This window comes from Exiguobacterium sp. CH10 (assembly GCF_018617635.1).
GTDB classification, from domain to species: domain Bacteria; phylum Bacillota; class Bacilli; order Exiguobacteriales; family Exiguobacteriaceae; genus Exiguobacterium; species Exiguobacterium aestuarii_A.
Map to the genome: position 1 here is coordinate 16571 of NZ_JACSKO010000007.1, position 26351 is coordinate 42921.

33 protein-coding genes and 1 other annotated feature are annotated in these 26351 nt (G+C 47.4%); all 33 genes read left to right on the forward strand.

Translation table 11 applies throughout. The features are described 5' to 3' along the window. Positions 1-77 precede the first annotated feature (77 nt). The 33 genes from rplA (at position 78) to secY (ending at position 26333) form a co-directional block, all read left to right on the forward strand. A complete protein-coding gene (gene rplA, locus KNP04_RS14430; protein ID WP_214876975.1) occupies positions 78-764 on the forward strand; it encodes a 50S ribosomal protein L1 in 687 nt (228 codons plus the stop codon). A 59-nt stretch (positions 765-823) separates the two neighbouring features. Further along, positions 824-977 (forward strand) — a sequence feature (ribosomal protein L10 leader region). Positions 978-1021: 44 nt separating this feature from the next. After that, on the forward strand, positions 1022-1528 hold the full coding sequence (rplJ, locus tag KNP04_RS14435) for a 50S ribosomal protein L10 (RefSeq protein WP_214697119.1): 507 nt from the start codon (positions 1022-1024) through the stop codon (positions 1526-1528). Positions 1529-1588: 60 nt separating this feature from the next. Continuing rightward, on the forward strand, positions 1589-1957 hold the full coding sequence (rplL, locus tag KNP04_RS14440) for a 50S ribosomal protein L7/L12 (RefSeq protein ID WP_074032420.1): 369 nt from the start codon (positions 1589-1591) through the stop codon (positions 1955-1957). A gap of 79 nt (positions 1958-2036) precedes the next feature. Beyond that, complete coding sequence (locus tag KNP04_RS14445; protein ID WP_074032423.1) at positions 2037-2633, forward strand: class I SAM-dependent methyltransferase; 597 nt, start codon at positions 2037-2039, stop codon at positions 2631-2633. 193 nt (positions 2634-2826) lie between these two features. Continuing rightward, entirely contained in the window at positions 2827-6375 is a 3549-nt protein-coding gene (gene rpoB / locus KNP04_RS14450; RefSeq protein WP_214697140.1) for a DNA-directed RNA polymerase subunit beta, read from the forward strand. 22 nt (positions 6376-6397) lie between these two features. After that, positions 6398-9997: a DNA-directed RNA polymerase subunit beta' gene (rpoC, locus tag KNP04_RS14455; protein WP_214697121.1), complete on the forward strand. Its 3600-nt coding sequence runs from the start codon at positions 6398-6400 to the stop codon at positions 9995-9997. 290 nt (positions 9998-10287) lie between these two features. Further along, complete coding sequence (rpsL, locus tag KNP04_RS14460; protein ID WP_012727683.1) at positions 10288-10710, forward strand: 30S ribosomal protein S12; 423 nt, start codon at positions 10288-10290, stop codon at positions 10708-10710. A 48-nt stretch (positions 10711-10758) separates the two neighbouring features. Then, positions 10759-11226: a 30S ribosomal protein S7 gene (gene rpsG, locus KNP04_RS14465; protein WP_012727682.1), complete on the forward strand. Its 468-nt coding sequence runs from the start codon at positions 10759-10761 to the stop codon at positions 11224-11226. Positions 11227-11338: 112 nt separating this feature from the next. After that, the gene (gene fusA / locus KNP04_RS14470) at positions 11339-13417 is read left to right on the forward strand and encodes an elongation factor G (RefSeq protein ID WP_214697122.1); all 2079 of its coding nucleotides are present in this window, start codon (positions 11339-11341) and stop codon (positions 13415-13417) included. Between the two features lie 114 nt (positions 13418-13531). Continuing rightward, the gene (gene tuf, locus KNP04_RS14475) at positions 13532-14719 is read left to right on the forward strand and encodes an elongation factor Tu (protein ID WP_074032430.1); all 1188 of its coding nucleotides are present in this window, start codon (positions 13532-13534) and stop codon (positions 14717-14719) included. A 108-nt stretch (positions 14720-14827) separates the two neighbouring features. Further along, complete coding sequence (locus tag KNP04_RS14480; RefSeq protein ID WP_214876977.1) at positions 14828-15337, forward strand: hypothetical protein; 510 nt, start codon at positions 14828-14830, stop codon at positions 15335-15337. A gap of 377 nt (positions 15338-15714) precedes the next feature. After that, positions 15715-16023, forward strand: a complete 309-nt coding sequence (gene rpsJ, locus KNP04_RS14485; RefSeq protein ID WP_074032438.1) for a 30S ribosomal protein S10 — start codon at positions 15715-15717, stop codon at positions 16021-16023. A 61-nt stretch (positions 16024-16084) separates the two neighbouring features. Continuing rightward, a complete protein-coding gene (gene rplC / locus KNP04_RS14490) occupies positions 16085-16711 on the forward strand; it encodes a 50S ribosomal protein L3 (protein ID WP_074032441.1) in 627 nt (208 codons plus the stop codon). Between the two features lie 28 nt (positions 16712-16739). Continuing rightward, the gene (rplD, locus tag KNP04_RS14495) at positions 16740-17363 is read left to right on the forward strand and encodes a 50S ribosomal protein L4 (RefSeq protein WP_012727676.1); all 624 of its coding nucleotides are present in this window, start codon (positions 16740-16742) and stop codon (positions 17361-17363) included. Continuing rightward, the gene (gene rplW / locus KNP04_RS14500) at positions 17363-17644 is read left to right on the forward strand and encodes a 50S ribosomal protein L23 (RefSeq protein WP_026824834.1); all 282 of its coding nucleotides are present in this window, start codon (positions 17363-17365) and stop codon (positions 17642-17644) included. Before rplD ends, rplW begins: the two co-directional genes overlap by 1 nt. A gap of 34 nt (positions 17645-17678) precedes the next feature. Continuing rightward, complete coding sequence (rplB, locus tag KNP04_RS14505; protein WP_012727674.1) at positions 17679-18509, forward strand: 50S ribosomal protein L2; 831 nt, start codon at positions 17679-17681, stop codon at positions 18507-18509. Positions 18510-18575: 66 nt separating this feature from the next. Further along, complete coding sequence (gene rpsS / locus KNP04_RS14510) at positions 18576-18851, forward strand: 30S ribosomal protein S19 (RefSeq protein ID WP_012727673.1); 276 nt, start codon at positions 18576-18578, stop codon at positions 18849-18851. Positions 18852-18871: 20 nt separating this feature from the next. Next, complete coding sequence (rplV, locus tag KNP04_RS14515; RefSeq protein ID WP_012727672.1) at positions 18872-19204, forward strand: 50S ribosomal protein L22; 333 nt, start codon at positions 18872-18874, stop codon at positions 19202-19204. 13 nt (positions 19205-19217) lie between these two features. Further along, positions 19218-19877, forward strand: coding sequence for a 30S ribosomal protein S3 (rpsC, locus tag KNP04_RS14520; protein ID WP_012727671.1), 660 nt, complete (start codon positions 19218-19220; stop codon positions 19875-19877). A gap of 32 nt (positions 19878-19909) precedes the next feature. Further along, on the forward strand, positions 19910-20347 hold the full coding sequence (gene rplP / locus KNP04_RS14525) for a 50S ribosomal protein L16 (protein ID WP_012727670.1): 438 nt from the start codon (positions 19910-19912) through the stop codon (positions 20345-20347). Then, a complete protein-coding gene (gene rpmC, locus KNP04_RS14530) occupies positions 20334-20537 on the forward strand; it encodes a 50S ribosomal protein L29 (protein ID WP_012727669.1) in 204 nt (67 codons plus the stop codon). Before rplP ends, rpmC begins: the two co-directional genes overlap by 14 nt. Positions 20538-20569: 32 nt before the next feature. Then, positions 20570-20830 (forward strand): 30S ribosomal protein S17, encoded by a 261-nt coding sequence (gene rpsQ / locus KNP04_RS14535; protein WP_012727668.1) that lies wholly within the window; start codon positions 20570-20572, stop codon positions 20828-20830. 44 nt (positions 20831-20874) lie between these two features. After that, the gene (gene rplN / locus KNP04_RS14540; protein ID WP_026824839.1) at positions 20875-21243 is read left to right on the forward strand and encodes a 50S ribosomal protein L14; all 369 of its coding nucleotides are present in this window, start codon (positions 20875-20877) and stop codon (positions 21241-21243) included. 36 nt (positions 21244-21279) lie between these two features. Then, positions 21280-21588 carry a 50S ribosomal protein L24 gene (gene rplX, locus KNP04_RS14545; protein WP_074032448.1) on the forward strand — a complete coding sequence of 103 codons (309 nt, stop codon included), beginning with the start codon at positions 21280-21282 and terminating at the stop codon, positions 21586-21588. A 32-nt stretch (positions 21589-21620) separates the two neighbouring features. Further along, positions 21621-22160 (forward strand): 50S ribosomal protein L5, encoded by a 540-nt coding sequence (gene rplE / locus KNP04_RS14550; RefSeq protein ID WP_012727665.1) that lies wholly within the window; start codon positions 21621-21623, stop codon positions 22158-22160. 20 nt (positions 22161-22180) lie between these two features. Next, positions 22181-22450, forward strand: coding sequence for a 30S ribosomal protein S14 (gene rpsN, locus KNP04_RS14555; RefSeq protein WP_012727664.1), 270 nt, complete (start codon positions 22181-22183; stop codon positions 22448-22450). A gap of 31 nt (positions 22451-22481) precedes the next feature. Further along, positions 22482-22880, forward strand: coding sequence for a 30S ribosomal protein S8 (gene rpsH, locus KNP04_RS14560; RefSeq protein WP_012727663.1), 399 nt, complete (start codon positions 22482-22484; stop codon positions 22878-22880). 33 nt (positions 22881-22913) lie between these two features. After that, positions 22914-23453 carry a 50S ribosomal protein L6 gene (rplF, locus tag KNP04_RS14565; protein WP_012727662.1) on the forward strand — a complete coding sequence of 180 codons (540 nt, stop codon included), beginning with the start codon at positions 22914-22916 and terminating at the stop codon, positions 23451-23453. Between the two features lie 34 nt (positions 23454-23487). Next, complete coding sequence (gene rplR, locus KNP04_RS14570) at positions 23488-23850, forward strand: 50S ribosomal protein L18 (protein WP_074032453.1); 363 nt, start codon at positions 23488-23490, stop codon at positions 23848-23850. Positions 23851-23870: 20 nt separating this feature from the next. Beyond that, a complete protein-coding gene (gene rpsE / locus KNP04_RS14575; RefSeq protein ID WP_012727660.1) occupies positions 23871-24371 on the forward strand; it encodes a 30S ribosomal protein S5 in 501 nt (166 codons plus the stop codon). A gap of 15 nt (positions 24372-24386) precedes the next feature. Then, positions 24387-24572, forward strand: coding sequence for a 50S ribosomal protein L30 (gene rpmD, locus KNP04_RS14580; protein ID WP_012727659.1), 186 nt, complete (start codon positions 24387-24389; stop codon positions 24570-24572). 31 nt (positions 24573-24603) lie between these two features. Beyond that, positions 24604-25044 carry a 50S ribosomal protein L15 gene (gene rplO / locus KNP04_RS14585; protein WP_012727658.1) on the forward strand — a complete coding sequence of 147 codons (441 nt, stop codon included), beginning with the start codon at positions 24604-24606 and terminating at the stop codon, positions 25042-25044. Continuing rightward, the gene (gene secY, locus KNP04_RS14590; protein WP_214697130.1) at positions 25044-26333 is read left to right on the forward strand and encodes a preprotein translocase subunit SecY; all 1290 of its coding nucleotides are present in this window, start codon (positions 25044-25046) and stop codon (positions 26331-26333) included. The genes rplO and secY overlap by 1 nt, the downstream gene beginning before the upstream one ends. Positions 26334-26351 lie beyond the last annotated feature (18 nt).

Consider the following 26351-nt stretch of genomic DNA (forward strand, 5'->3'; position numbering starts at 1 on the left):
TGTCGGTGAATACTGCTCACCTTCAATCCCTTCATTATGTGGGAGGAAATTCCGCTAACCACAAGGAGGAAAAGATCATGGGTAAAAAACACCAAGAAGCAGCTAAGCTTGTTGACCGCACGAAGTCATACGACCTCGCTGAAGCTGTCGAACTCGTTCAAAAAACAGCTACTGCTAAATTCGATGAAACAATCGAAGTTGCTGTCCGTCTCGGCGTAAATCCGAAGAAAGCAGACCAACAAATCCGTGGTGCCGTTGTACTTCCACACGGTACTGGTAAAACACAAAAAGTTCTCGTCTTCGCAAAAGGTGAGAAAGTGAAAGAAGCGGAAGCTGCTGGTGCAGACTACGTTGGCGACGCTGAGTACATCAACAAAATCCAACAAGGATGGTTCGACTTCGATGTAATCGTTGCGACACCTGACATGATGGGTGAAGTTGGTAAACTCGGTCGTGTTCTCGGACCTAAAGGCCTCATGCCTAACCCGAAAACAGGAACAGTTACTTTTGACGTAGAAAAAGCAATCGCGGATATCAAAGCTGGTAAAGTTGAATACCGTGTTGATAAAGCTGGTAACATCCACGTTCCAGTTGGTAAGAAATCATTTGAAGCATCTAAACTTACTGAGAACATCGAGACAATCCTCGAAACACTCATGAAAGTGAAGCCTGCTACTGCAAAAGGAACTTACCTTAAAAACATCGCGCTTTCATCTACAATGGGTCCTGGGATCCGTGTAGCGACTGCGGATTTCCTTAAGTAATCTTGTTGAAATAAATTGTTGACAACGTGTGACGCCGCTGTTAAAGTAATACACGTTCAACCGAATATGTTGGATTACCGTAGACAGAAGGTGGACATCGGTCCGTAAACCCTTCCGAGGTGTCTTTGCTCGAACTTGAGCCTGTTGTCACAGGTTTACTTTCAAACAATTACGCCCTCGTATGTCTTCATACGAGGGATTTCTTTTGGAGAGCAGCCTCTCGTCCGGTATAAGAATTGACTAGGAGGTGCAAACACATGGCAAACGAAAAAATCGTAGCTCAGAAATCGGCACTCGTCGATGAAATCGCTGAGAAAATGCAAGCGAGCGTTGGAACAGTTGTTGTTGACTACCGTGGACTTACAGTTGAAGAAGTGACTACACTCCGTAAATCACTCCGTGACGCTGGAATCGAGTTCAAAGTTTACAAGAACGGTCTTCTTCGCCGCGCAGCTACTCAGTCGAACTTCGAAGGTCTTGACGAAGTCTTCACTGGTCCTACAGCAATCGCCTTCTCTAACGAAGACGTTGTTGCTCCAGCGAAGATCTTGAACGACTTCTCGAAAGAGCACAAAGCGCTCGAACTTAAAGGCGGAATCATCGAAGGCAAAGTGACTTCACTCGAAGAAATCAAAGCCCTTGCAGAACTTCCATCACGCGATGGTCTTCTCTCGATGCTTCTCAGCGTACTTCAAGCTCCAATCCGTGGGCTCGCAGTCGCAACAAACGCAATCGCAGAACAAAAAGAAGAGCAATCAGCTTAATTTTTGTCGCGTAGCGTAACTTAAAAAACTTTTTCACAACATCAAAGGAGGAAAACCATAATGGCTTTCAACAAAGAGCAATTCATCGAAGACCTCAAATCAATGACGGTTCTCGAACTTAACGAACTCGTAAAAACAATCGAAGAAGAATTCGGCGTATCAGCAGCAGCTCCAGTAGCAGTTGCAGGTGCTGGCGCAGGCGCAGCAGCTGAAGAGAAAACTGAATTCGACGTAGTACTCACAAACGCTGGCGCTGGTAAAATCAACGTCATCAAAGCTGTTCGTGAAATCACAGGTCTCGGCCTTAAAGAAGCAAAAGCACTCGTTGACGGAACTCCAGCTCCAGTCAAAGAAGGCGTTTCTAAAGAAGACGCTGAGTCAATCAAAGCTAAGCTTGAAGAAGCTGGCGCATCTGTTGAAGTTAAGTAATTCAACTTCACAACCTATAGAAGCTCGCCATGGCGAGCTTCTTTTATTTCCTTGAAGAAAGGGTTAGGAGGTTCAACGCATGGGAGATCATTACTATACGAACGATCCACGTTCGGAAAGTGCCCCGGAGACATGGACGTACGAGTTGCGAGGGAAACAGTATCATTTCACTTCGGACCGCGGTGTGTTCTCGAAAGGATCAGTCGATTTTGGGTCGCGTCTTTTAATTGAGTCGTTTGAAGTGCCTGATGTCTCAGGACGTATTTTAGATGTAGGCTGTGGCTATGGTCCGATGGGGATCTCGCTTGCCGATGCCTCTGGGCGTGAAGCCTTGCTCATCGATGTGAATGAGCGTGCGCTGGCGCTCTCTGAGCAAAACGCCGCCCGTAATGGAGTGACGGTCGAAACACGACTTTCTCACGCGTATGACGCGGTGGGGGGAGAACGGTTTGCCGCCATTGTCACCAATCCGCCGATTCGTGCGGGGAAACAAGTCGTCCATACGATCTTGCGTGAAGCACATGCGCATTTGGTCGATGGAGGAGCAATCTATGTCGTCATTCAGAAAAAACAAGGAGCGCCTTCTGCTAAGAAATTATTAGAAGAGGTGTTTGGTCAAGTCGAAACGATTGCGAAAGAAAAAGGTTACTTTATTTTCCGAGCAATTCGGTCTTGACAAACGGTGAAGTCTTGTTGACTCGCCATAACGTATATGCTAACATTATAAAATGCCATTGGAATGGAATTCGCTTGAAACTGCCGTGTCTGCTGCTTTTTAGAGACGGAAAACGAGCGACATTCAATGACAATGTTCGATTACTACGCCCGAAAAATTCGCTAAAGAATTGGGGGTCTGAGAGGTGAATCAGTTGACTGGTCAACTTGTTCAGTACGGTCGTCACCGTCAGAGAAGAAGCTTTGCCCGTATCAGTGAGGTATTAGAGCTTCCGAATTTGATTGAAATTCAAACTGCTTCTTATGAGTGGTTCTTGCGTGAAGGATTGAAGGAAATGTTTACGGACATTTCACCGATTTCCGACTTCACAGGAAACCTCGTATTGGAGTTCATCGATTACTCGCTCAGTGAGCCGAAGTATTCAATCGATGAATCGAAGGAGCGCGACGTTACTTATTCTGCGCCACTTCGCGTAAAAGTACGTCTCCAAAACAAAGAGACAGGTGAGCTTAAGGAACAAGAAGTGTTCATGGGGGATTTCCCACTCATGACAGAATCGGGAACGTTTATCATTAATGGTGCAGAACGCGTCATCGTTTCCCAGCTTGTCCGTTCACCGAGCGTGTACTATAACGCTAAACTCGATAAAAACGGTAAACGTGGATTTGGCGCAACCGTCATCCCGAACCGTGGTGCTTGGCTCGAACTCGAGACAGATGCCAAAGATATCGTTTATGTTCGTATCGACCGTACCCGTAAAATCCCGGTAACGGTGTTGTTGCGTGCCCTCGGATTCGGTACGGACCAAGAGATTATCGACCTTCTCGGGGATGACGAATACCTTCGTAACACCCTTGAAAAAGATAATACAGAGTCTACAGAGAAAGCGTTGATCGAGATTTATGAGCGTCTCCGCCCTGGTGAACCACCAACGGTAGAAAATGCGAAATCACTTCTCGTGTCACGTTTCTTCGACCCGAAACGTTATGACTTAGCGAACGTCGGTCGCTACAAGATGAACAAAAAGCTTCATCTTAAGAACCGTTTGTTCGGTCAAAAATTGGCGGAAACGCTCGTGGACCCAGAAACAGGCGAAGTACTCGCTGAAGCTGGAACAGTCCTCGACCGCCGTAACTTAGATCGTATCCTCCCACACTTGGAGAGCGGCCTCGGTTATGTCGATGCGGAACCAACTGGTGGTGTCGCTGAAGGTGAACCGTTCGGTCTTCAATCAATCAAAGTCATCTCACCAGATGACCCAGATGGAGAGCGTGTCTTGAACATCATCGGAAATGGCAATATCGACCGTAGTATCAAGCATATTACGCCGGCTGATATTATCGCTTCAATCAACTACTTCTTCAACTTACTTCACGAAGTCGGAACAACAGATGACATCGACCACTTAGGAAACCGTCGTCTTCGTTCAGTCGGAGAACTTCTCCAAAACCAATTCCGTATCGGGCTTTCTCGTATGGAACGTGTCGTAAAAGAACGTATGTCGATTCAAGATCAAAACGCGATCACACCGCAGGCGCTTATCAACATTCGCCCGGTTATCGCATCATTGAAAGAGTTCTTCGGTAGCTCGCAATTGTCACAGTTCATGGACCAGACGAACCCGCTCGCTGAGTTGACGCACAAACGTCGTCTCTCTGCACTTGGACCGGGTGGTTTGACACGTGAGCGTGCTGGTTTCGAAGTTCGAGACGTTCACTATTCGCACTACGGTCGGATGTGTCCAATCGAAACACCAGAGGGACCGAACATCGGACTCATCAACTCACTCTCGTCTTATGCGAAAGTGAACGAGTACGGTTTCATCGAAGCACCGTATCGTCGCGTCGACCCGGAAACAGGTCTTGTCACTGGCGATATCCAATATATGACGGCTGATGAGGAAGACCTCTACGTCGTCGCACAGGCGAACATGCCGCTCACAGAAGACGGTCACTTTGCAGACGAACAAGTTCTTTGCCGTTTCCGCGGACAAAACTTGTCAGTTGAGCCAAGCCGAGTCGATTACATGGACGTTTCGCCGAAACAGGTTGTTTCTGCTGCGACAGCATGTATCCCGTTCCTTGAGAACGATGACTCGAACCGTGCCCTCATGGGAGCGAACATGCAACGTCAAGCAGTACCACTTCTCCAACCAGATTCACCGATCGTCGGTACTGGAATGGAGTACGTGTCTGCGAAAGACTCTGGGGCAGCAATCGTTGCGAAATACCCAGGTGTTGTTGAGCGTGTCACAGCGCGTGAAATCTTGATCCGCCGTACGTCTGACGTCAACGGTTCTGAGGTTTCAGGTGACTTGGATCGCTACAAACTTCAAAAATATGTCCGTTCTAACCAAGGGACATGCTACAACCAAAAACCAATCATTGCAGCTGGCGATCGTGTCGAAAAAGGAGAAATCCTCGCAGACGGTCCGTCGATGGATATGGGTGAGCTCGCGCTCGGCCGTAACGTCGTCGTTGCCTTCATGACTTGGGATGGTTACAACTATGAGGATGCGATCATCATGAGTGAGCGTCTCGTGAAAGATGACGTGTACACATCGATTCATATCGAAGAGTACGAGTCAGAATCACGTGATACGAAACTCGGACCAGAGGAAATCACACGTGATATTCCAAACGTCGGGGATGACGCGCTTCGTAACTTGGACGATCGTGGAATTATCCGCATCGGAGCTGAAGTCAAGGATGGCGATATCCTCGTCGGTAAAGTAACGCCTAAGGGAGTTACGGAATTGACGGCGGAAGAGCGTCTCTTGCACGCAATCTTCGGTGAGAAGGCACGTGAAGTACGTGATACGTCACTTCGTGTACCAAACGGTGGAGACGGAATTATCTTGGATGTCAAAGTGTTCGACCGTGAAAACGGCGACGAGTTGTCTCCAGGCGTCAACCAGATGGTACGTGTCTATATCGTTCAAAAACGTAAGATTCACGAAGGGGATAAGATGGCGGGACGTCACGGTAACAAAGGTGTTATCTCGCGGATCCTCCCTGAAGAAGATATGCCATACATGCCAGACGGTACACCGGTTGACATCATGCTCAACCCGCTTGGGGTACCATCTCGTATGAACATCGGTCAGGTTCTTGAACTTCACTTAGGGATGGCGGCGAAGAAGCTCGGCATCAAAGTGGCGACACCTGTATTCGATGGAGCGCGTGAGGAAGACGTATGGGCAACGATTGAAGAGGCTGGTATGGATAAAGATGCGAAAACGCGTCTCTATGACGGTCGTACGGGTGAACCGTTCGATAACCGTGTCTCTGTCGGTGTCATGTACATGATCAAACTCGCGCACATGGTTGATGATAAACTTCACGCTCGTTCGACTGGACCATACTCACTCGTTACGCAACAACCGCTCGGTGGTAAAGCACAGTTCGGTGGTCAGCGCTTCGGGGAGATGGAAGTTTGGGCTCTTGAAGCGTACGGCGCAGCCTACACGCTCCAAGAAATCTTGACAATCAAGTCGGATGACACGGTTGGTCGTGTGAAAGCATATGAGGCCATCGTGAAAGGCGAGAGCGTTCCGAAAGCGGGCGTTCCTGAATCATTCCGCGTCTTGATCAAAGAGCTTCAAGCGCTCGGTATGGAAGTCAAGATGATGTCAGCGGATGATGAAGAAGTCGAAATGAAAGATGAAGATGACGACAACATCCCGAACGCAACATCGGCGTTAGAACAAGTCGTTCAACCGACTGTTACGGAAGAGGAATAAGGCGAAAAGGGAGGTCGGCCCCTTGGTAGATGTTAATCGATTTGAATATATGAAAATCGGCTTGGCTTCATCAGAGAAGATCCGTTCGTGGTCTTACGGTGAAGTCAAAAAGCCGGAAACGATCAACTATCGTACACTTAAACCAGAGAAGGACGGATTATTCTGTGAACGAATCTTCGGTCCTACGAAAGACTGGGAATGTTACTGCGGGAAGTACAAACGTATCCGTTATAAAGGAGTCATTTGTGACCGCTGTGGCGTTGAAGTGACGAAAGCGAAAGTGCGTCGCGAGCGAATGGGCCATATCGAGCTCGCGGCACCAGTTTCGCACATCTGGTACTTCAAAGGGATTCCAAGCCGCATGGGGCTTGTTCTCGATATGTCACCACGTGCACTCGAAGAAGTGATTTACTTCGCTTCTTACGTGGTCACAGAGCCAGGTGATACACCGCTCGAGAAGAAACAACTTCTCTCGGAAAAAGAATTCCGTCTCTATCGTGAAAAATACGGTAGCGACTTCAAAGCAGACATGGGTGCTGAAGCCATCCGTACACTCCTTCAAGACGTTAATCTTGAAAAAGAAGTGAGCGAGCTTCGTGAAGAGTTGAAAACTGTCCAAGGTCAACGTCGTACACGTGCGATCAAGCGTTTGGAAGTTCTCGATGCGTTCTTCACATCAGGGAACAATCCGGATTGGATGATCCTTGAAGTACTTCCTGTCATCCCACCAGAGCTTCGCCCAATGGTACAGCTCGACGGTGGACGCTTTGCAACATCTGACTTGAACGACTTGTATCGTCGAGTCATCAACCGTAACAACCGTCTCAAACGTTTGCTCGACCTCGGCGCGCCGAACATCATCGTGCAAAACGAGAAGCGTATGCTTCAAGAAGCGGTTGACGCCCTCATCGACAACGGTCGTCGTGGTCGTCCGGTAACAGGTCCTGGTAACCGTCCGCTCAAATCACTTTCACACATGTTGAAAGGGAAACAAGGTCGCTTCCGTCAAAACCTTCTTGGTAAACGGGTCGACTACTCAGGACGTTCGGTTATCGTCGTCGGACCGAACTTGAAGATGTATCAGTGTGGTCTTCCAAAAGAGATGGCACTTGAGCTCTTCAAACCGTTCGTGATGAAAGAACTTGTCGGTCGTGGCATCGCTTCGAACATCAAGAACGCAAAACGCAAAATCGAGAAGATGCAACCTGAAATCTGGGGCGTCCTTGAAGAAGTCATCCGTGAGCATCCGGTTCTCTTGAACCGTGCCCCGACACTTCACCGTCTTGGTATTCAAGCATTCGAACCGATTCTTGTTGAAGGTCGTGCGATTCGCCTTCACCCACTCGTATGTACGGCTTATAACGCCGACTTCGATGGTGACCAAATGGCCGTCCACGTTCCGCTCTCTGCAGAAGCACAAGCGGAAGCACGTCTTCTCATGCTCGCTGCACAGAACATCTTGAACCCGAAAGACGGAAAACCGGTTGTTACACCATCGCAGGATATGGTCCTCGGTAACTACTACATCTCACTCGAACGTGAAGATGCCGTCGGTCAAGGGAAAGTGTTCTCGAACGTCAACGAGGCGTTGATCGCTTACCAAAACGGATATGTCCACTTGCACTCGCGTGTGGCACTTCCGGCACGTACGCTCAACAACCCGACGTTCACAGACGAGCAGAACGAGAAATTGCTCATTACGACTGTTGGTAAGATGATCTTCAACGAGATCTTGCCAAACACGTTCCCATACTTGAACGAACCGACGATGGAAAACTTGCAGGAAGCAACTCCTGATAAGTACTTCATCGACAAAGGGGCGAACGTTGCGGAAGAAATCGCATCACGTCCAATCATCGACCCGTTCAAAAAAGGATTCCTCGGAAAAGTCATCGCGGAAGTGTTCCAGAAGTTTGAAACGACTGAAACAAGCCGCATGCTTGACCGTATGAAAGATCTCGGCTTCAAACACTCGACGAAAGCCGGTGTGACAGTTGGGATCGCCGACATCATCGTACTTCCTGATAAACAGGAAATCTTGGATGAGGCACAAAAACAAGTCGACCAAATCATGAAGTCGTTCCGTCGTGGTCTCATCACAGAGGATGAGCGTTACGAGCGCGTTGTACGTGCTTGGAACGAAGCGAAGGATGAAATTCAATCTCGATTGATGAAATCCCTCAACCGCTTGAACCCGATCTTCATGATGTCTGACTCTGGTGCCCGTGGTAACGCATCTAACTTTACGCAGCTTGCGGGTATGCGTGGTTTGATGGCCGCTCCATCTGGTCGCATCATCGAACTTCCGATCAAATCGTCGTTCCGTGAAGGTCTGACGGTTCAAGAGTACTTCATCTCGACTCACGGGGCTCGTAAAGGTCTTGCCGATACAGCCTTGAAGACAGCCGACTCAGGTTACTTGACGCGTCGTCTCGTTGACGTTGCGCAAGATGTCATCATCCGTGAAGAAGATTGTGGAACAGACCGCGGGATCCGTGTATCTGCACTCCGCGAAGGTACGGAAGAAATCGAAAACTTGTACGACCGTCTCGTCGGACGTACATCGTTTGAAACAGTCACACACCCTGAAACGGGCGAAGTGTTGGTTGATAAGAACGAATTGATCACAGAAGACATCGCACGCGTCATCGTTGATGCGGGTGTTGAGCAAGTAGAAATCCGTACAGCCTTCACATGTAACACGTCACACGGCGTATGTAAGAAGTGTTACGGACGTAACTTGGCTACTGGATCAAACGTTGAAGTCGGAGAAGCCGTCGGTATCATCGCCGCACAATCAATCGGTGAGCCAGGAACGCAGCTTACAATGCGTACCTTCCACACAGGTGGGGTTGCCGGAGACGATATCACACAAGGTCTTCCACGTATCCAAGAGGTATTCGAAGCCCGTAACCCGAAAGGTCAAGCGGTCATCTCGGAAATCTCTGGTACGGTCATCGACTTCACGGAATCGCGTGACAAGCGTGAACTCACTGTCGAAGGATTCAGTGAAACACGTTCTTACACGATTCCATTCGGAGCGCGTCTCCGTGTTCAAATCGGCGATACAGTAGAAGCCGGTGAAGTCTTCACGGAAGGTTCGATCGATCCGAAAGAATTGCTCGCCGTCCGTGGTGTGTCTGGTGTTCAGAACTATCTTCTCCAAGAAGTTCAAAAAGTATACCGGATGCAAGGGGTAGAAATTGGTGATAAGCACGTTGAGGTTATGGTTCGCCAAATGCTTCGTCGTGTCAAAGTCATCGAGTCTGGTGACACACCACTTCTCCCAGGTTCACTTGTCGACATCAGCGTCTTCAAAGAAGCGTGTAAAGATGCGATTCGTGACGGAAAACACCCAGCGACTGCAAAACCAGTCCTTCTCGGGATCACGAAAGCGTCGCTTGAGACAGACTCGTTCCTCTCAGCGGCTTCGTTCCAAGAAACGACTCGTGTCTTGACAGATGCGGCAATCAAAGGGAAACGCGACTACCTCCTCGGACTCAAAGAGAACGTCATCATCGGTAAACTCGTTCCAGCTGGTACTGGAATGGCTGTCTACCGCGATGTCGAACTTAAAGAAGATGAGGCGCCAGTTGCACTCGAAGATACAACAGTCGAGTAAAATACGTCTTGACAGCGCAGGTTGGCGGTGCTACTATGATTTAGTGCCGCCAATCGGTTGTTGTCGATGACAACGATGTCCAGCAGTCGGCAAGCTACTTGGACGTCCATCCGAACTTTCTACGGGAAGGTTTGGCTGCTACAATTGCCACTTTCAAGGTATAACTCACGTTTTTGCGAGGTCATGGAATGCCTACGCCTCGTAAAAGCGTTTCGTTATGACCTTAAATGAACCACCCGGGTCGGTGGGACTAGAAAATAGCAACATTCAGGAAGGGAGGATCTTCAAAGATGCCTACTATTAACCAGTTAGTCCGTAAAGGACGTAAATCGAAAGTCGTTAAATCTGACTCTCCAGCACTTAACAAAGGTTACAACAGTTTCATCAAGTCACAAACAAACGTGAGCTCACCACAAAAACGTGGTGTTTGTACACGTGTTGGTACAATGACTCCGAAGAAACCGAACTCGGCGCTTCGTAAGTATGCTCGTGTTCGTTTGACTAACCAAATCGAAGTGACTGCGTACATTCCAGGTATTGGCCACAACCTTCAAGAGCACAGCGTTGTTCTTATCCGTGGAGGACGTGTAAAAGACTTACCAGGGGTACGTTACCACATCGTTCGTGGTGCGCTTGACACTGCAGGTGTTGATGGACGTATGCAAGGCCGTTCTAAATACGGTACGAAGCGTCCGAAAGCTGCGAAGAAGTAATTCTCGCTAACTAAAATACAATTGAAATTTTGAAAGGAGGGTACTCGGATGCGTAAAAACCGTGCAGAACGTCGTGACGTTATCGCAGATCCGATCTACAACTCGAAATTGGTAACTCGCCTCATTAACCGTGTCATGTTAGACGGTAAAAAAGGTACAGCTCAAACTATCATTTACAACGCATTTGGCATCATCGCTGAACGCTCAGGCAAAGAGCCTATGGAAGTGTTCGAAGAAGCAATGAACAACATCATGCCTGTACTTGAAGTTAAAGCACGCCGTGTAGGTGGAGCTAACTACCAAGTTCCTGTTGAAGTTCGTCCAGAGCGCCGTACAACACTTGGTCTTCGTTACCTCGTGAACTACGCTCGTCTCCGCAACGAAAAAACGATGGAGCAACGTATCGCGAATGAAATCATGGATGCAGCCAACAACACTGGTGCGTCTGTTAAGAAACGCGAAGACATGCATAAGATGGCAGAAGCAAACAAAGCGTTTGCTCACTATCGTTGGTAATTTAATCGTAAAGTCCACTCCGCCAAGCATGGCTTAACGGAGTGGCTTTCGGGTATAATCATATCGTGTGCGCGCACACGAAAATCAAACATGCGGAAGGAGAATACCCAGTATGGCAAGAGAATTCTCCCTAAAGAATACTCGTAACATCGGGATCATGGCTCACATCGATGCCGGTAAAACGACAACAACTGAACGTATTCTTTATTACACAGGTCGTATCCACAAAATTGGTGAAACGCACGAAGGTGCTTCACAAATGGACTGGATGGAGCAGGAGCAAGAGCGTGGAATCACGATCACTTCAGCTGCGACAACTGCACAGTGGAATGGCCACCGTGTAAACATCATCGATACACCTGGACACGTAGACTTCACAGTAGAAGTTGAACGTTCACTCCGTGTACTTGATGGTGCTGTTGCTGTACTTGACGCTCAGTCAGGTGTAGAACCACAAACTGAAACTGTATGGCGTCAAGCGACGACATATGGTGTACCACGTGTCGTATTCGTCAACAAGATGGATAAAATCGGCGCAGACTTCTTGTACTCTGTGAAGACGCTCCACGATCGTCTTCAAGCGAACGCTTACGCGATCCAACTCCCAATCGGAGCAGAGGACGATTTCAAAGGGATTATCGATCTCGTTGAAATGAAGACTTACATGTACAACAACGACCTCGGTACTGACATCGAAGTAACAGATGGCTTCCCAGCTGACATGGCTGATCAAGCTGAAGAACTTCGCGGTCAATTGATCGAAGGTGTTGCTGACTTCAACGAAGAGTTGATGATGAAGTACCTTGAAGGTGAAGAGATTTCAATCGATGAATTGAAAGCTGCAATCCGTCAAGCGACACTTAGCGTTGAATTCTACCCTGTACTCGTTGGTTCTGCCTTCAAGAACAAAGGTGTTCAGCTCATGCTTAACGCCGTTGTTGATTACCTCCCATCACCAGTTGATGTTGAGTCAATCAAAGGGATCAACCTCGATACAGAAGAAGAAATCACACGTGAGCCTTCTGACGAAGCTCCATTCTCAGCACTTGCGTTCAAAGTTATGACTGACCCTTACGTCGGTAAATTGACGTTCTTCCGCGTGTACTCTGGTACAGCTGAAGCAGGATCATACGTGAAGAACTCGACTAAAGGGAAGCGTGAGCGTCTCGGTCGTATCCTTCAAATGCACGCAAACAGCCGTGAAGAGATTCCAATGGTATACGCTGGTGACATCGCCGCTGCTGTTGGTTTCAAAGACACGACTACTGGTGACACGCTTTGCACAGAGAAAGATAACATCGTTCTCGAGTCAATGACGTTCCCAGAACCAGTTATCTCGGTTGCAATCGAGCCTAAATCGAAAGCAGACCAAGATAAGATGGGTCAAGCTCTTGCGAAACTCGCAGAAGAAGATCCAACATTCCGCACTGAAACAAACCCTGAGACTGGTCAAACGATCATCTCTGGTATGGGTGAGCTTCACCTTGATATCCTCGTTGACCGTATGCGTCGCGAATTCAAAGTAGAAGCTAACGTTGGTGCACCACAAGTTGCTTACCGTGAAACAATCCGTGGCGCTGCGAAGATCGATTCGAAATTCGTTCGTCAGTCTGGTGGACGCGGTCAGTACGGTCACGTTGTCGTAGAATTCGAGCCGAACGAAGAAGGCGCTGGATTCGAGTTCGAGAACAAGATCGTCGGTGGTGTTGTACCACGTGAATACGTCCCAGCTGTTCAAAACGGGATTGAAGAAGCTCTCGAAAACGGTATCCTCGCTGGTTACCCAGTAGTTGACGTTAAAGCTCGCCTCGTATTCGGATCGTACCACGATGTCGACTCGAACGAGATGGCGTTTAAAGTTGCTGCTTCGATGGCGGTTAAACAACTTAAGGACCAAGCGAAAGCTGTCATCCTTGAGCCAATGATGCGTGTTGAAGTTGTTATCCCTGAAGAATACATGGGTGACATCATGGGTGACGTAACGTCACGCCGTGGACGCGTAGAAGGTATGGAAGCTCGCGGTAACGCACAAGTCGTTAAAGCGATGATTCCACTTTCAGAAATGTTCGGTTACGCAACATCACTTCGTTCACGTACACAAGGACGTGGAACGTACTCGATGCACTTCGATCACTACGAAGAAGTACCGAAATCAATTGCTGAAGAAATCGTCAAAAAAGCGAACGGCTAATAACGGTTGTATCGCTAGATTGATTGTTGTAAGCTAAGGAGGACGTATGTTAAAAGTAACCTACGTCTTCCTAGTTAAATAAAAACTAATCGTTTAATAGAGGAGGAATCTAGAATGGGTAAAGAAAAATTCGACCGTTCTAAGCCGCACGTTAACATTGGTACAATTGGCCACGTTGACCACGGTAAAACAACTTTGACTGCAGCAATCTCTGCTGTACTTTCACGTGCACAAGGTAAAACAGCTACTAAGTTCGACCAAATCGATGGTGCTCCAGAAGAGCGCGAGCGCGGTATCACAATCGCAACAGCTCACATCGAGTACGAAACTGACAAGCGTCACTACGCACACGTTGACTGCCCAGGACACGCTGACTATGTTAAAAACATGATCACTGGTGCTGCTCAAATGGACGGCGCGATCCTCGTTGTATCTGCAACAGATGGCCCAATGCCACAAACACGTGAGCACATCCTTCTTTCACGTCAAGTAGGTGTTCCTTACATCGTAGTCTTCATGAACAAAGTTGACATGGTAGACGACGAAGAGCTCCTCGAACTCGTTGAAATGGAAATCCGTGAACTTCTTTCTGAATACGACTTCCCAGGCGACGACCTCCCTGTAATCAAAGGTTCTGCACTTGGCGCACTTAACGGTGAAGCTCAGTGGGAAGAAAAAGTTATGGAACTCATGAACGCTGTTGATGAGTACATCCCAGAACCAGTTCGTGATACAGAAAAAGACTTCATGATGCCTGTTGAGGACGTATTCTCAATCACTGGTCGTGGTACTGTAGCGACTGGTCGTGTTGAGCGTGGTGTTCTCCGCGTCAACGACGAGATCGAAATCGTTGGTCTTACAGAAGAAACTAAGAAAACTGTATGTACTGGTGTAGAGATGTTCCGTAAGCTTCTTGACTATGCTGAAGCTGGCGACAACATCGGTGCACTTCTCCGTGGTGTATCACGTGACGACATCGAGCGTGGACAAGTACTTGCTAAGCCAGGTTCAATCACACCACACTCAAAGTTCAAAGCATCAATCTACGTTCTTTCTAAAGAAGAGGGTGGCCGTCACACGCCATTCTTCGCGAACTACCGCCCGCAGTTCTACTTCCGTACAACTGACGTAACAGGTATCGTTCACCTTCCAGAAGGTACTGAAATGGTAATGCCAGGAGACAACATCGAGTTGACGGTCGAATTGATTTCTACAATCGCGATCGAAGACGGTACACGTTTCTCTATCCGTGAGGGTGGCCGTACTGTAGGTGCTGGTTCAGTAACAGAAATCATCGAGTAATCGATTGATTCAACTGAACAACTTCAAGCAGTCCGCAATATGCGGGCTGCTTTTTTGTGTTTCTGGATGGGCGTGGTAAGATGAAGCATACGAGAAAGGGGTGGCGTCATGTTGAAACAATTGGAGACGATTTGTCGCTTGAATGGAATCGCATATCGTGTCGGTGGCTCGCAACTGTTAAAGCATCATGGGATTGTCGACGTAACGAATGACATTGATGTTTTCGTAGAGCCCGATCAGTTTGAACGGTTAGACCAGATCTTGAGTCGTGCTGGAGAGAAACAATCGACTGAACCACATGAGGCGTACTTGACGACATACTTTGGGGAGTATGTTTTCGAGGGGACTGACGTGGATGTCATGTCTAGTTTTCGCATGAAGTGTACCGACGGGATCTATACACATCCTTATATAGAAGCAGAAGGGAACTGGATGCACCTCGAAGAATGGATTGTCCTTTATACAGTCATCGGTAGAGAGGATAAACTGACACGTCTGACTCGCTATTTTGAGACACACAATATAAATGAAGGAATTGTTCATGCGTGTCTAAAGCGAGCCCCGCATTCGGTCATTGAAGCGGTCACAGAGCGATTTGGAGAGATGATGAAACGCTAGGTCGAGTTGACATGGGACTTCGTTTGAAAAATAGTTCAATAAAAGAATGAATTTTCTCTTGCAAAAGCTCGCGAATCTTGTTACATTAGGGAACGTTGAGCAACTCATCAGACAACCAGCAACTTCAAAAATCTAATCTTGCATTCTATGACCAGATTAGATATAATGATTAAGTGTTTGTGCGAGTGGTGAGAGACTTTACAGCAGAAAATGGGTCCAATCGTTGATTCGCAATGATCGGATGCCTCTGCTGACACAAGCACGCTGCGTTGAAGCGGGAGGTTATGACACGCCAGGCAGCATTGCCATGGCCGGTGTGGAAATTTCCGCGGAGAATTGTCTATTTTTAAAATAGGCGACAAAGGAGGGAAACAAACATGGCAAATGAAAAAATTCGTATTCGTTTAAAAGCATATGACCATCGCGTTCTCGATCAATCAGCTGAGAAGATCGTTGACACTGCGAAGCGTTCAGGTGCAAAGGTATCGGGTCCAATCCCGCTCCCAACTGAAAAATCGGTTTACACGATCCTTCGTGCGGTTCACAAGTACAAAGATGCTCGTGAGCAGTTCGAAATGCGTACACACAAACGCTTGATCGACATCGTAAACCCAACACCGAAAACAGTCGATTCGCTTATGCGTCTCGAGTTACCATCAGGTGTAGACATCGAAATCAAACTTTAATTCTTCATATAGTAGATACTAGCCAGAAGAGACAATTAATTATTAACAGGAGGTGTATCTCATGGCTAAAGGAATCTTAGGAACAAAACTTGGTATGACTCAAATCTTCAACGAAGCAGGCGAAGTTGTACCGGTAACAGTAGTTGCTGTAGAAGGTAACGTCGTTCTTCAACTTAAAACAGTTGATACAGACGGTTACGAAGCAGTTCAACTTGGTTTCGGAGACATCAAAGAATCACGTCAAAACAAACCATCAAAAGGTCACGCTGCGAAAGCAAACGCGACACCTAAGCGCTTCATCAAAGAAGTTCGTACTTCAGTAGAAGGATACGAAATCGGTCAAGAGATTAAGGCAGACATTTTCGCTGCAGGTGAATTAGTAGACGTTACAGGTACATCGAAAGGTAAAGGATTCCAAGGTGCGATCAAGCGTCACGGACAATCACGTGGACCAATGGCCCACGGTTCGCGCTACCACCGTCGTCCTGGTTCGATGGGTCCTGTCGCTCCTAACCGCGTATTCAAAGGGAAACTTCTTCCTGGTCAAATGGGTGGAGAGCGTAAAACAATTCAAAACCTTGAAATCGTTAAAGTTGATGTGGAACGCGGCCTTCTCCTCGTGAAAGGTGCTATCCCAGGCGCTCGTAAATCGAACGTCATCATCAAATCAGCGGTCAAAGGTAACTAATTAACTGCACGGAAAGGAGGAATTACGAATGCCTAAAGTAGCTTTGCTTAACCAAACAGGTTCACAAGTTGGCGAAATCGAATTGGCAGAAGCCATCTTCGGAATCGAGCCAAACGAATCAGTACTTTACGACGCAATCGTCATGCAACAAGCATCACGCCGTCAAGGTACTCACGATACGAAAGGTCGCTCGGAAGTACGCGGTGGCGGCCGTAAACCATGGAAACAAAAGGGAACTGGTCGTGCGCGCCAAGGTTCTATCCGCTCACCACAATGGGTTGGTGGTGGTACAGTCTTCGGTCCAACACCACGTTCATACTCTTACAAACTTCCTAAGAAGGTTCGTCGTTTAGCACTTCTCTCGGCTCTTTCGTCGAAAGTACAAAACAACGAAATCATCGTCCTCGAAGGCCTTGCTTTCGACGCACCAAAAACAAAAGATATGGCTGCTGTACTCAACAGCTTATCAGTAGAACGTAAGGCTCTTGTAGTCACAGCGGACTACAATGAGACTATCGCTCTCGCAGCTCGTAACATCCCAGGAGTGACTGTGATCGACGCAGCAGGCGTAAACGTTCTTGACCTCGTTGCTAACGACAAAGTCATCTTCACTAAAGATGCGGTTGCGAAGGTAGAGGAGGTGCTTGCATAATGGCTCAAGCATACGATATCATCAAACGTCCGATCATCACTGAGCGTTCAGTTAGCCTCATGGAAGCTAACAAATACGTTTTCGAAATCGACGTAAAAGCGACTAAATCGCAAGTGAAACACGCTATCGAAACAATCTTCAATGTGAAAGTTGCTTCGGTAAACACAATGAACTACAAACCGAAAGCGAAACGTGTCGGTCGTCACGCTGGTTACACAGCTCGCCGTAAAAAAGCGATCGTAACTCTTGCAGAAGGCAACACAATCGACTTCCTCGGTTAATTAACTACCTTAGAAGAAAAGGAGGGAATCCTCGATGGCAATCAAAAAGTTTAAGCCGACCACTAACGGTCGTCGTAACATGACATCTCTCGACTTTGCAGAGATCACAACGAATCGCCCTGAAAAATCGTTAACTGAAAAGCTTTCGAAAAAAGGCGGACGTAACAACCAAGGTCGCTTGACTGTTCGTCACCAAGGTGGCGGTCACAAGCGTAAATACCGTATCATCGATTTCAAACGTAACAAAGATGGCGTTGCAGGACGCGTAGCAACGATCGAATACGATCCAAACCGTTCAGCAAACATCGCACTCATCAACTATGTAGATGGTGAGAAACGTTACATCCTCGCTCCTAAGGGCATCAAAGTAGGCATGGAAATCATGTCTGGTCCTGAAGCGGATATCAAAGTGGGGAACGCTCTTCCACTCGTAAACATCCCTGTCGGTACAACAATCCACAACATCGAGCTTAAGCCTGGTAAAGGTGGTCAGCTTGTTCGTGCGGCTGGTGCATCGGCACAAATCCAAGGACGTGACGGCAAGTACGTCATCGTTCGTCTTCAATCAGGTGAATCACGCTTGTTCCTCGGCACTTGCCGCGCGACAATCGGTTCAGTTGGTAACGAAGAACACGAACTCGTAAATATCGGTAAAGCAGGACGTTCACGTTGGTTAGGCAAACGCCCAACAGTACGTGGTTCTGTAATGAACCCGGTTGATCACCCACACGGTGGTGGTGAAGGTCGTGCGCCAATCGGTCGTTCGGGCCCACTTACTCCTTGGGGTAAACCAGCTCTTGGTCTTAAGACTCGTAAGAAAAACAAATCGAGCGACATGTACATCCTTCGTCGCCGTAAGAAATAATTACTACATGATTCTCGGGCGGTTCGAAAGGGCCGTTCCCGAATCATTCCAAAGGGAGGTTCTAACATGGGTCGCAGCTTGAAAAAAGGTCCATTCGCAGATCACCACTTGCTCGCTAAAGTTGACAAACTCAACGAATCTGGTGAGAAGCAAGTCATCAAAACTTGGTCACGTCGCTCGACGATCTTCCCAGAATTCATGGGTCACACGTTCGGTGTGCACGATGGTCGTAAACACGTACCAGTATTCGTGACAGAAGACATGGTTGGTCACAAACTTGGTGAATTCGCTCCAACACGCACGTACAAAGGTCACGGATCAGACAAGAAAACGAAACGGTAATTTGAGGGGAGGTCAAATCCATGCAAGCTAAAGCATCAGCTAATATGGTCCGTCTTGCTCCTCGCAAAGCACGTCTCGTTGTAGACTTAATTCGCGGGAAACAAGTCGGCGAAGCGCTCTCTGTCCTTGCTCACACGAACAAGGCAGCATCGCCAGTCGTTGAAAAAGTATTAAAATCAGCGATTGCTAACGCAGAGCACAACTACGATATGAACATTGAGAACCTCGTTGTAACAGAAGCTTACGTAAACGAAGGTCCAACACTCAAACGCTTCCGCCCACGTGCGATGGGTCGCGCAAGCCGTATTAACAAACGCACAAGCCACATCCACATCGTGGTAACTGAGAAATAAGGAGGGATATGTAGTGGGTCAAAAGGTAAATCCGCACGGTCTTCGCGTTGGTGTTATCAAAGACTGGGATTCGCGTTGGTACGCTGAGAAAGACTACGCTGATCTCCTTCATGAAGACTTCGTTATTCGTGAATACATCGAAAACAAAATGAAGGATGCTAGTGTTTCTAAAGTTGAAATCGAACGCGCTGCAAACCGCGTGAACATTTCGCTTCACACTGCGAAGCCAGGTATGGTAATCGGTAAAGGTGGTTCTGAAATCGAATCACTCCGTAAACACATTACAAAAATCGCTGACGGAAAACGCGTTCACATCAACGTTGTTGAAGTGAAAAACGCTGACGCTGTTGCGAAGCTTGTAGCAGAAAACATTGCTCGTCAATTGGAAGGTCGCGTATCATTCCGTCGTGCAATGAAACAATCAATTCAACGTTCGATGCGTACTGGCATCAAAGGGATCAAAACAGAAGTTTCTGGTCGTCTTGGTGGCGCTGATATCGCTCGTTCAGAGAAATACTCGGAAGGAACAGTTCCACTTCACACACTCCGTGCCGACATCGACTACGGAACAGCTGAAGCTGACACAACTTACGGTAAAATCGGCGTAAAAGTTTGGTTATACCACGGTGAAGTTCTTCCAACAAAAAACAACACAGCGAAAAACGCTGAATAATAAACACTCTTTCAGGAAGGAGGCAACACACTATGTTGTTACCTAAACGCGTGAAATATCGTCGTGTACACCGTGGTAAAATGCGCGGGAATGCTAAACGCGGCACAACTGTACACTTCGGTGAGTTCGGTCTCCAAGCTCTCGAAGCGAGCTGGATTACAAACCGTCAAATCGAATCAGCACGTATTGCAATGACACGTTATATGAAACGTGGTGGTAAAGTGTGGATCAAGATCTTCCCACACAAGCCGTACACTAAAAAGCCTCTCGAAGTCCGAATGGGTTCGGGTAAAGGTGCTCCAGAAGGCTGGGTAGCTGTAGTTAAGCCTGGCAAAGTAATGTTCGAAATCGCAGGTGTATCTGAGGAAGTGGCACGTGAGGCACTTCGTCTTGCATCGCACAAACTTCCAGTAAAATGTAAGTTCGTGAAACGTGAAGAAAATGGTGGTGATACGAATGAAAGCAACTGATCTCCGTCAATCAACAACTGAAGAGCTCAACGGTAAAGTGGGCGAGTGGAAAGAAGAACTCTTTAACCTTCGCTTCCAACTTGCTACAGGTCAGCTTGAGAATCCTGCTCGTATCCGTGAAGTACGCAAGTCGATTGCGCGTGCTAAAACGATTCTTCGTGAACGCGAACTCGGCATCAACAACGGCTAATTACATCGGATTCTTGAGAGGAGGTAACACTCATGGAACGCAACAACCGTAAAGTGTTCACTGGTCGCGTCGTGTCTGACAAAATGGACAAAACGATCGTCGTCGCAGTAGAAACAAAGGTTCGTCATAAACTTTATGGCAAACGTGTAAACTACACGAAGAAATATAAAGCACACGATGAGAACAACGTCGCTAAAGTGGGCGATATCGTTCGCATCGCGGAAACACGTCCTCTTTCTAAAGACAAACGTTTCCGTCTTGTAACAGTAGTAGAAGAATCAGTAATCATCTAATAACAGTTCGGATTTATTAAACATCCGGAGGGAGGTACACTCGCATGATTCAACAAGAATCTCGCTTGAAAGTAGCAGACAACTCTGGCGCGCGTGAACTGTTGACAATTAAGGTTCTCGGTGGTTCTGGTCGTAAGACTGCAAACATCGGTGACGTTATCGTCGCTACGGTAAAACAAGCAACACCAGGTGGCGTTGTTAAAAAAGGTGACGTTGTCAGAGCAGTTGTCGTTCGTACAAAACGCGGCGCTCGTCGTAAAGATGGTTCGTACATCCGTTTCGATGAGAACGCAGCAGTCATTATCAAAGATGACAAGAGCCCACGCGGCACACGGATCTTCGGGCCAGTTGCACGTGAACTTCGTGAAAAAGAATTCATGAAGATCGTTTCGTTGGCACCGGAAGTACTTTAATTTCCAATTTCAATCCTATAAGGAGGTGCGCAAACGATGCATGTTAAAAAAGGCGATACAGTCCAGGTAATGTCTGGTAAAGATAAAGGCAAGCAAGGGGTTATCCTCAAAGCTATGCCAAGCAAAAACCGCGTAGTGGTTGAAGGCGTAAACGTGATGAAAAAACACTCAAAACCTTCACAAGCGAATCCACAAGGCGGGATCCTTGAGATCGAAGCACCAATTCACGTCTCGAACGTAATGCCACTCGACCCTAAAACTGGCAAACCAACTCGTGTTGGTTTCAAAGTAGTCGATGGTAAAAAAGTTCGTGTCGCGAAATCGGGCGAATCACTCGATAAATAAGAAGAACGTGACGAAAGGAGGTCCATTCGACTATGAACCGTTTGCAAGAGAAGTATAAAAGCGACATCGTGAAAGCGATGATGGATAAATTCAACTATGACTCGGTCATGCAAGTACCGAAAATCGAAAAGATCGTCATCAACATGGGTGTAGGTGATGCTGTTTCGAACTCGAAAGCACTTGACATGGCAGTTGAAGAATTAACAATTCTTTCAGGTCAAAAACCACTCGTAACGAAAGCGAAGAAATCAATCGCTGGTTTCAAGCTTCGTGAAGGTATGCCAATCGGTGCGAAGGTTACACTTCGTGGCGAGCGTATGTACGATTTCCTCGACAAATTGGTAACTGTTTCACTTCCACGTGTACGTGACTTCCGCGGTGTATCGAAGAAAGCATTCGACGGACGCGGTAACTACACGCTTGGCGTGAAAGAGCAACTTATTTTCCCTGAGATCGATTACGATAAAGTATCTAAAGTACGCGGTATGGACATCGTTGTTGTTACAACAGCAAACACAGACGAAGAAGCACGTGAATTGCTCACACTTCTCGGTATGCCATTCCAAAAATAATCTAGAGGGAGGTCGACAACATGGCTAAAAAGTCAATGGTGAATCGCGAACTTAAACGCGAGAAACTCGTTGCCCAGTACGCTGAAAAGCGTGCGAAGTTGAAAGCTGAAGGCGATTATATCGGACTCAGCAAATTGCCACGTAACTCGTCACCTGTACGCTTGCACAACCGTTGCAGCATCACAGGTCGTCCGCATGGTTACATGGGTAAATTCGGGATCAGCCGTATCAAGTTCCGTGATCTTGCATACAAAGGTCAAATCCCTGGTGTTAAAAAAGCAAGCTGGTAATCCACTAACAGTGTGAAAGGAGGTACATCGCATGGTAATGACAGACCCTATTGCAGATATGCTTACACGTATCCGTAACGCTAACATGGTTCGCCATGAAAAAATGGAGCTTCCAGCTTCGAACATTAAACGTGAGATCGCTGAAATCCTTAAGCGTGAAGGTTTCATTCGCGATGTTGAATATATCGAGGACGCTAAACAAGGTACACTTCGTCTTTTCCTTAAATATGGAGCAAGCAACGAACGTGTAATCACTGGTCTCAAACGTATTTCGAAACCAGGTCTTCGCGTATACGCAAAAGCTGATGAAGTGCCTAAAGTACTCGGAGGACTCGGAATCGCAGTTCTTTCGACATCTAAAGGTCTTATGACTGATAAAGAAGCTCGCCAACAACAAGTCGGCGGCGAAGTGATCGCCTACATCTGGTAAGTCACTTTTCTAACAAGAACGGAGGTGTAATCAATGTCACGTATTGGTAAAAAACCAGTTACGATTCCTGCTGGCGTTACTGTAACAGTTGCTAATGACAACACGGTCACAGTAAAAGGTGCTAAAGGTGAACTTTCGCTTTCAGCTAACCCGGCATTGGAAATCAAAGTTGAAGAGAACGAATTGACGGTTGTTCGTCCAGACGAATCGAAAGAAAGCCGCACAATTCACGGTACGACACGTGCCCTTATTGCCAACATGGTACAAGGTGTGTCGAACGGATTCCAAAAAACACTTGAGATCTCGGGGGTTGGTTACCGTGCTACGAAGCAAGGTAACAAACTCGTCCTCAACCTCGGCTACTCGCACCCAATCGAGTACGTTGCTGAGGAAGGTATCGAAATCGAAGTTCCTTCAAACACGCAAATCATCGTAAAAGGGATTAACAAAGAGCGCGTCGGTCACGTTGCTGCTCAAATCCGCTCGTACCGTGCTCCAGAACCTTACAAAGGTAAAGGTGTTCGTTACTCTGATGAACGTATTCGCCGTAAAGAAGGTAAGACTGGTAAGTAATTCGTCACGAAATGAACGGAAAGGAGTGGCATAAATGATCACAAAGGCAGATAAAAATGCAGTTCGTAAAAAACGTCATGCTCGCGTACGTCGTACGATCTCGGGGACAGCAGCTCGTCCACGTTTGAACGTATTCCGTTCGAGCAAGCACATTTACGTTCAACTTATCGATGACGCAGCACAAACAACGCTTGTGTCTGCATCTTCGAAAGATAAAGCTCTCGATCTTACAAATGGCGGTAACGTTGAAGCAGCGAAAGCTGTTGGTAAACTTGCTGCAGAACGTGCACTCGAGAAAGGTATCGACACAGTTGTGTTCGACCGTGGTGGATACCTCTATCATGGCCGCGTCAAAGCTGTTGCAGAAGCAGCTCGTGAAGCAGGTCTTAAATTCTAATAAAAAGGAGGGGACACTCGATGCGCCAGTTAGACGTTAACATGGAACAACTTGAAGAACGCGTTGTTACCGTAAACCGCGTCGCGAAAGTCGTAAAAGGTGGCCGCCGCTTCCGTTTTGCTGCTCTCGTAGTCGTAGGTGACAAAAATGGTCACGTCGGTTTCGGTACAGGTAAGGCACAAGAGGTGCCAGAAGCGATTCGCAAGGCTATTGAAGCCGCTAAGAAAAACATGGTACAAGTACCTATGGTTGGTACAACAATTCCACACGAAATCACAGGAGTATTCGGAGCAGGTCGTGTATTCATGAAACCAGCTTCTGAAGGTACTGGGGTTATCGCTGGTGGTCCAGTTCGTGCGGTGCTCGAACTTGCAGGTGTAGGTGACATCCTTTCGAAATCGTTAGGTTCAAACACACCGATCAACATCGTCCGTGCGACGGTACAGGGCTTGACTGAGCTCAAAAAAGCAGAGGAAGTTGCTAAACTACGTGGTAAAAGCGTAGAAGAACTTCTTAACTAAGGGAGGGAACTAGACATGGCGAAACTCGCAATCACCCTCACACGCAGCACAATTGGTCGTCCGGAAGGTCAGCGTGTTACTGTACGTACACTCGGTCTTCGCAAAATGCATCAAACGGTCGTTGTCCCAGACAACGTCGCGATGCGCGGTATGATCAATAAAGTGTCGCACCTTGTGACTGTAAAAGAAATCAACGAATAATAAAGATTTTAATAAATAAGGAGGTGCCACTATGAAACTCCATGAATTGAAGCCAACTCCAGGTTCACGTCACGAACGTAACCGTGTCGGTCGCGGTATGGCGACTGGTAACGGTAAAACTTCTGGCCGTGGACACAAAGGTCAAAAAGCTCGTTCGGGCGGTGGCGTTCGTCCAGGATTCGAAGGTGGACAAAACCCACTTTACCGTCGTCTTCCAAAACGCGGTTTCAACAACCCAACTCGTAAAGAGTACGCGGTTGTTTCCCTAGACACGCTTAACCGTTTCGAAGCAGGTACTGAAGTTACTCCAGAACTCTTAATCGAGACTGGTGTAGTCAGCTCTGCTAAAGACGGAATCAAGGTCCTTGCTAACGGCAAGCTTGAAACTAAATTGACTGTAAAAGCCAACAAGTTCTCGGGTGCAGCGAAAGAAGCAATCGAAGCAGCTGGCGGTACAGTTGAGGTGATCTGATGTTTCAGACGATCTCCAATATGTGGCGCGTGAAAGATATTCGACAGCGTATTCTCTTCACACTCGCAATCATCATCATTTTCCGCATCGGGGCTCATATCCCGGTGCCGATGGTGAATACGGATGTGTTGCGTTTTGACTCAGGAGGTCTTCTTGACTTCTTGAACTTGTTTGGAGGAAATGCTTTACAGAACTTCTCCTTGTTCGCAATGGGGATCATGCCGTACATTACGGCATCGATCGTTGTGCAACTTTTACAAATGGACGTCGTTCCAAAGTTTGCCGAATGGGCAAAACAAGGAGAGGCGGGCCGTAAAAAGTTAGCGACGGTCACGCGCTATGGGACGATCATCTTAGGCTTTGTCCAAGCGACTTCATTGTCGTTTGGATTTAACCGCCTCTACCCAGGTCTCGTCAATGAAACATGGGGAACGGCAACTTACTTTGTGATCGCGATTGTACTCACTGCGGGTACAGCGTTCTTGATGTTCCTTGGTGAGATGACAACGGAGAAAGGTGTTGGGAATGGTATTTCCATCATTATCTTCGCTGGTATCGTCGCTGGGTTCCCAAGAATCTTTACGCAGATTTATGAAACAAAACTCCAAAACGCTGGAGATGCATTGTTCATTAACATCGTTTACTTGGTTGTATTGGCCCTTGTCATTTTGGCTGTGACGGTTGGAATCATTTATGTTCAACAAGCGGCACGCAAAATTCCAATCCAATATGCAAAACGCACGGCAAACCGTACCCCAGTGGGCGGTCAGTCGACGCACTTGCCGATCAAGCTAAACGCTGCAGGTGTTATCCCGGTAATCTTCGCGATTTCCTTCATGGTAACACCACCAACTGTTGCAAGCTTCATTGCTTCTCCAGAGACAACGCAAAAATTACAGACGTACTTTGACACGACGGCGCCAATCGGAATGTCGATTTACGTTGCGTTAATCATTGCGTTCTCTTACTTCTATACATTTGTTCAGGTCAACCCAGAGCAGATGGCAGAAAACCTGCAGAAGCAAGGTGGTTATATTCCTGGGATTCGTCCTGGGGCGCAAACAGAACAGTACATCACGAAGTTGCTGTATCGATTGACTTTCTTCGGAGCGATTTTCTTATCGCTCGTGGCGATCATGCCGACAATCTTCATTAAGCTTGCCGGTCTTCCAACTTCCGTTCAAATCGGAGGAACGAGCTTATTGATCGTCATCGGGGTAGCCCTCGAAACGATGAAACAGATCGAGAGTCAACTTGTAAAACGACACTATAAAGGCTTTATCCGTTAAAGCGGAAGGAAGGGTTGA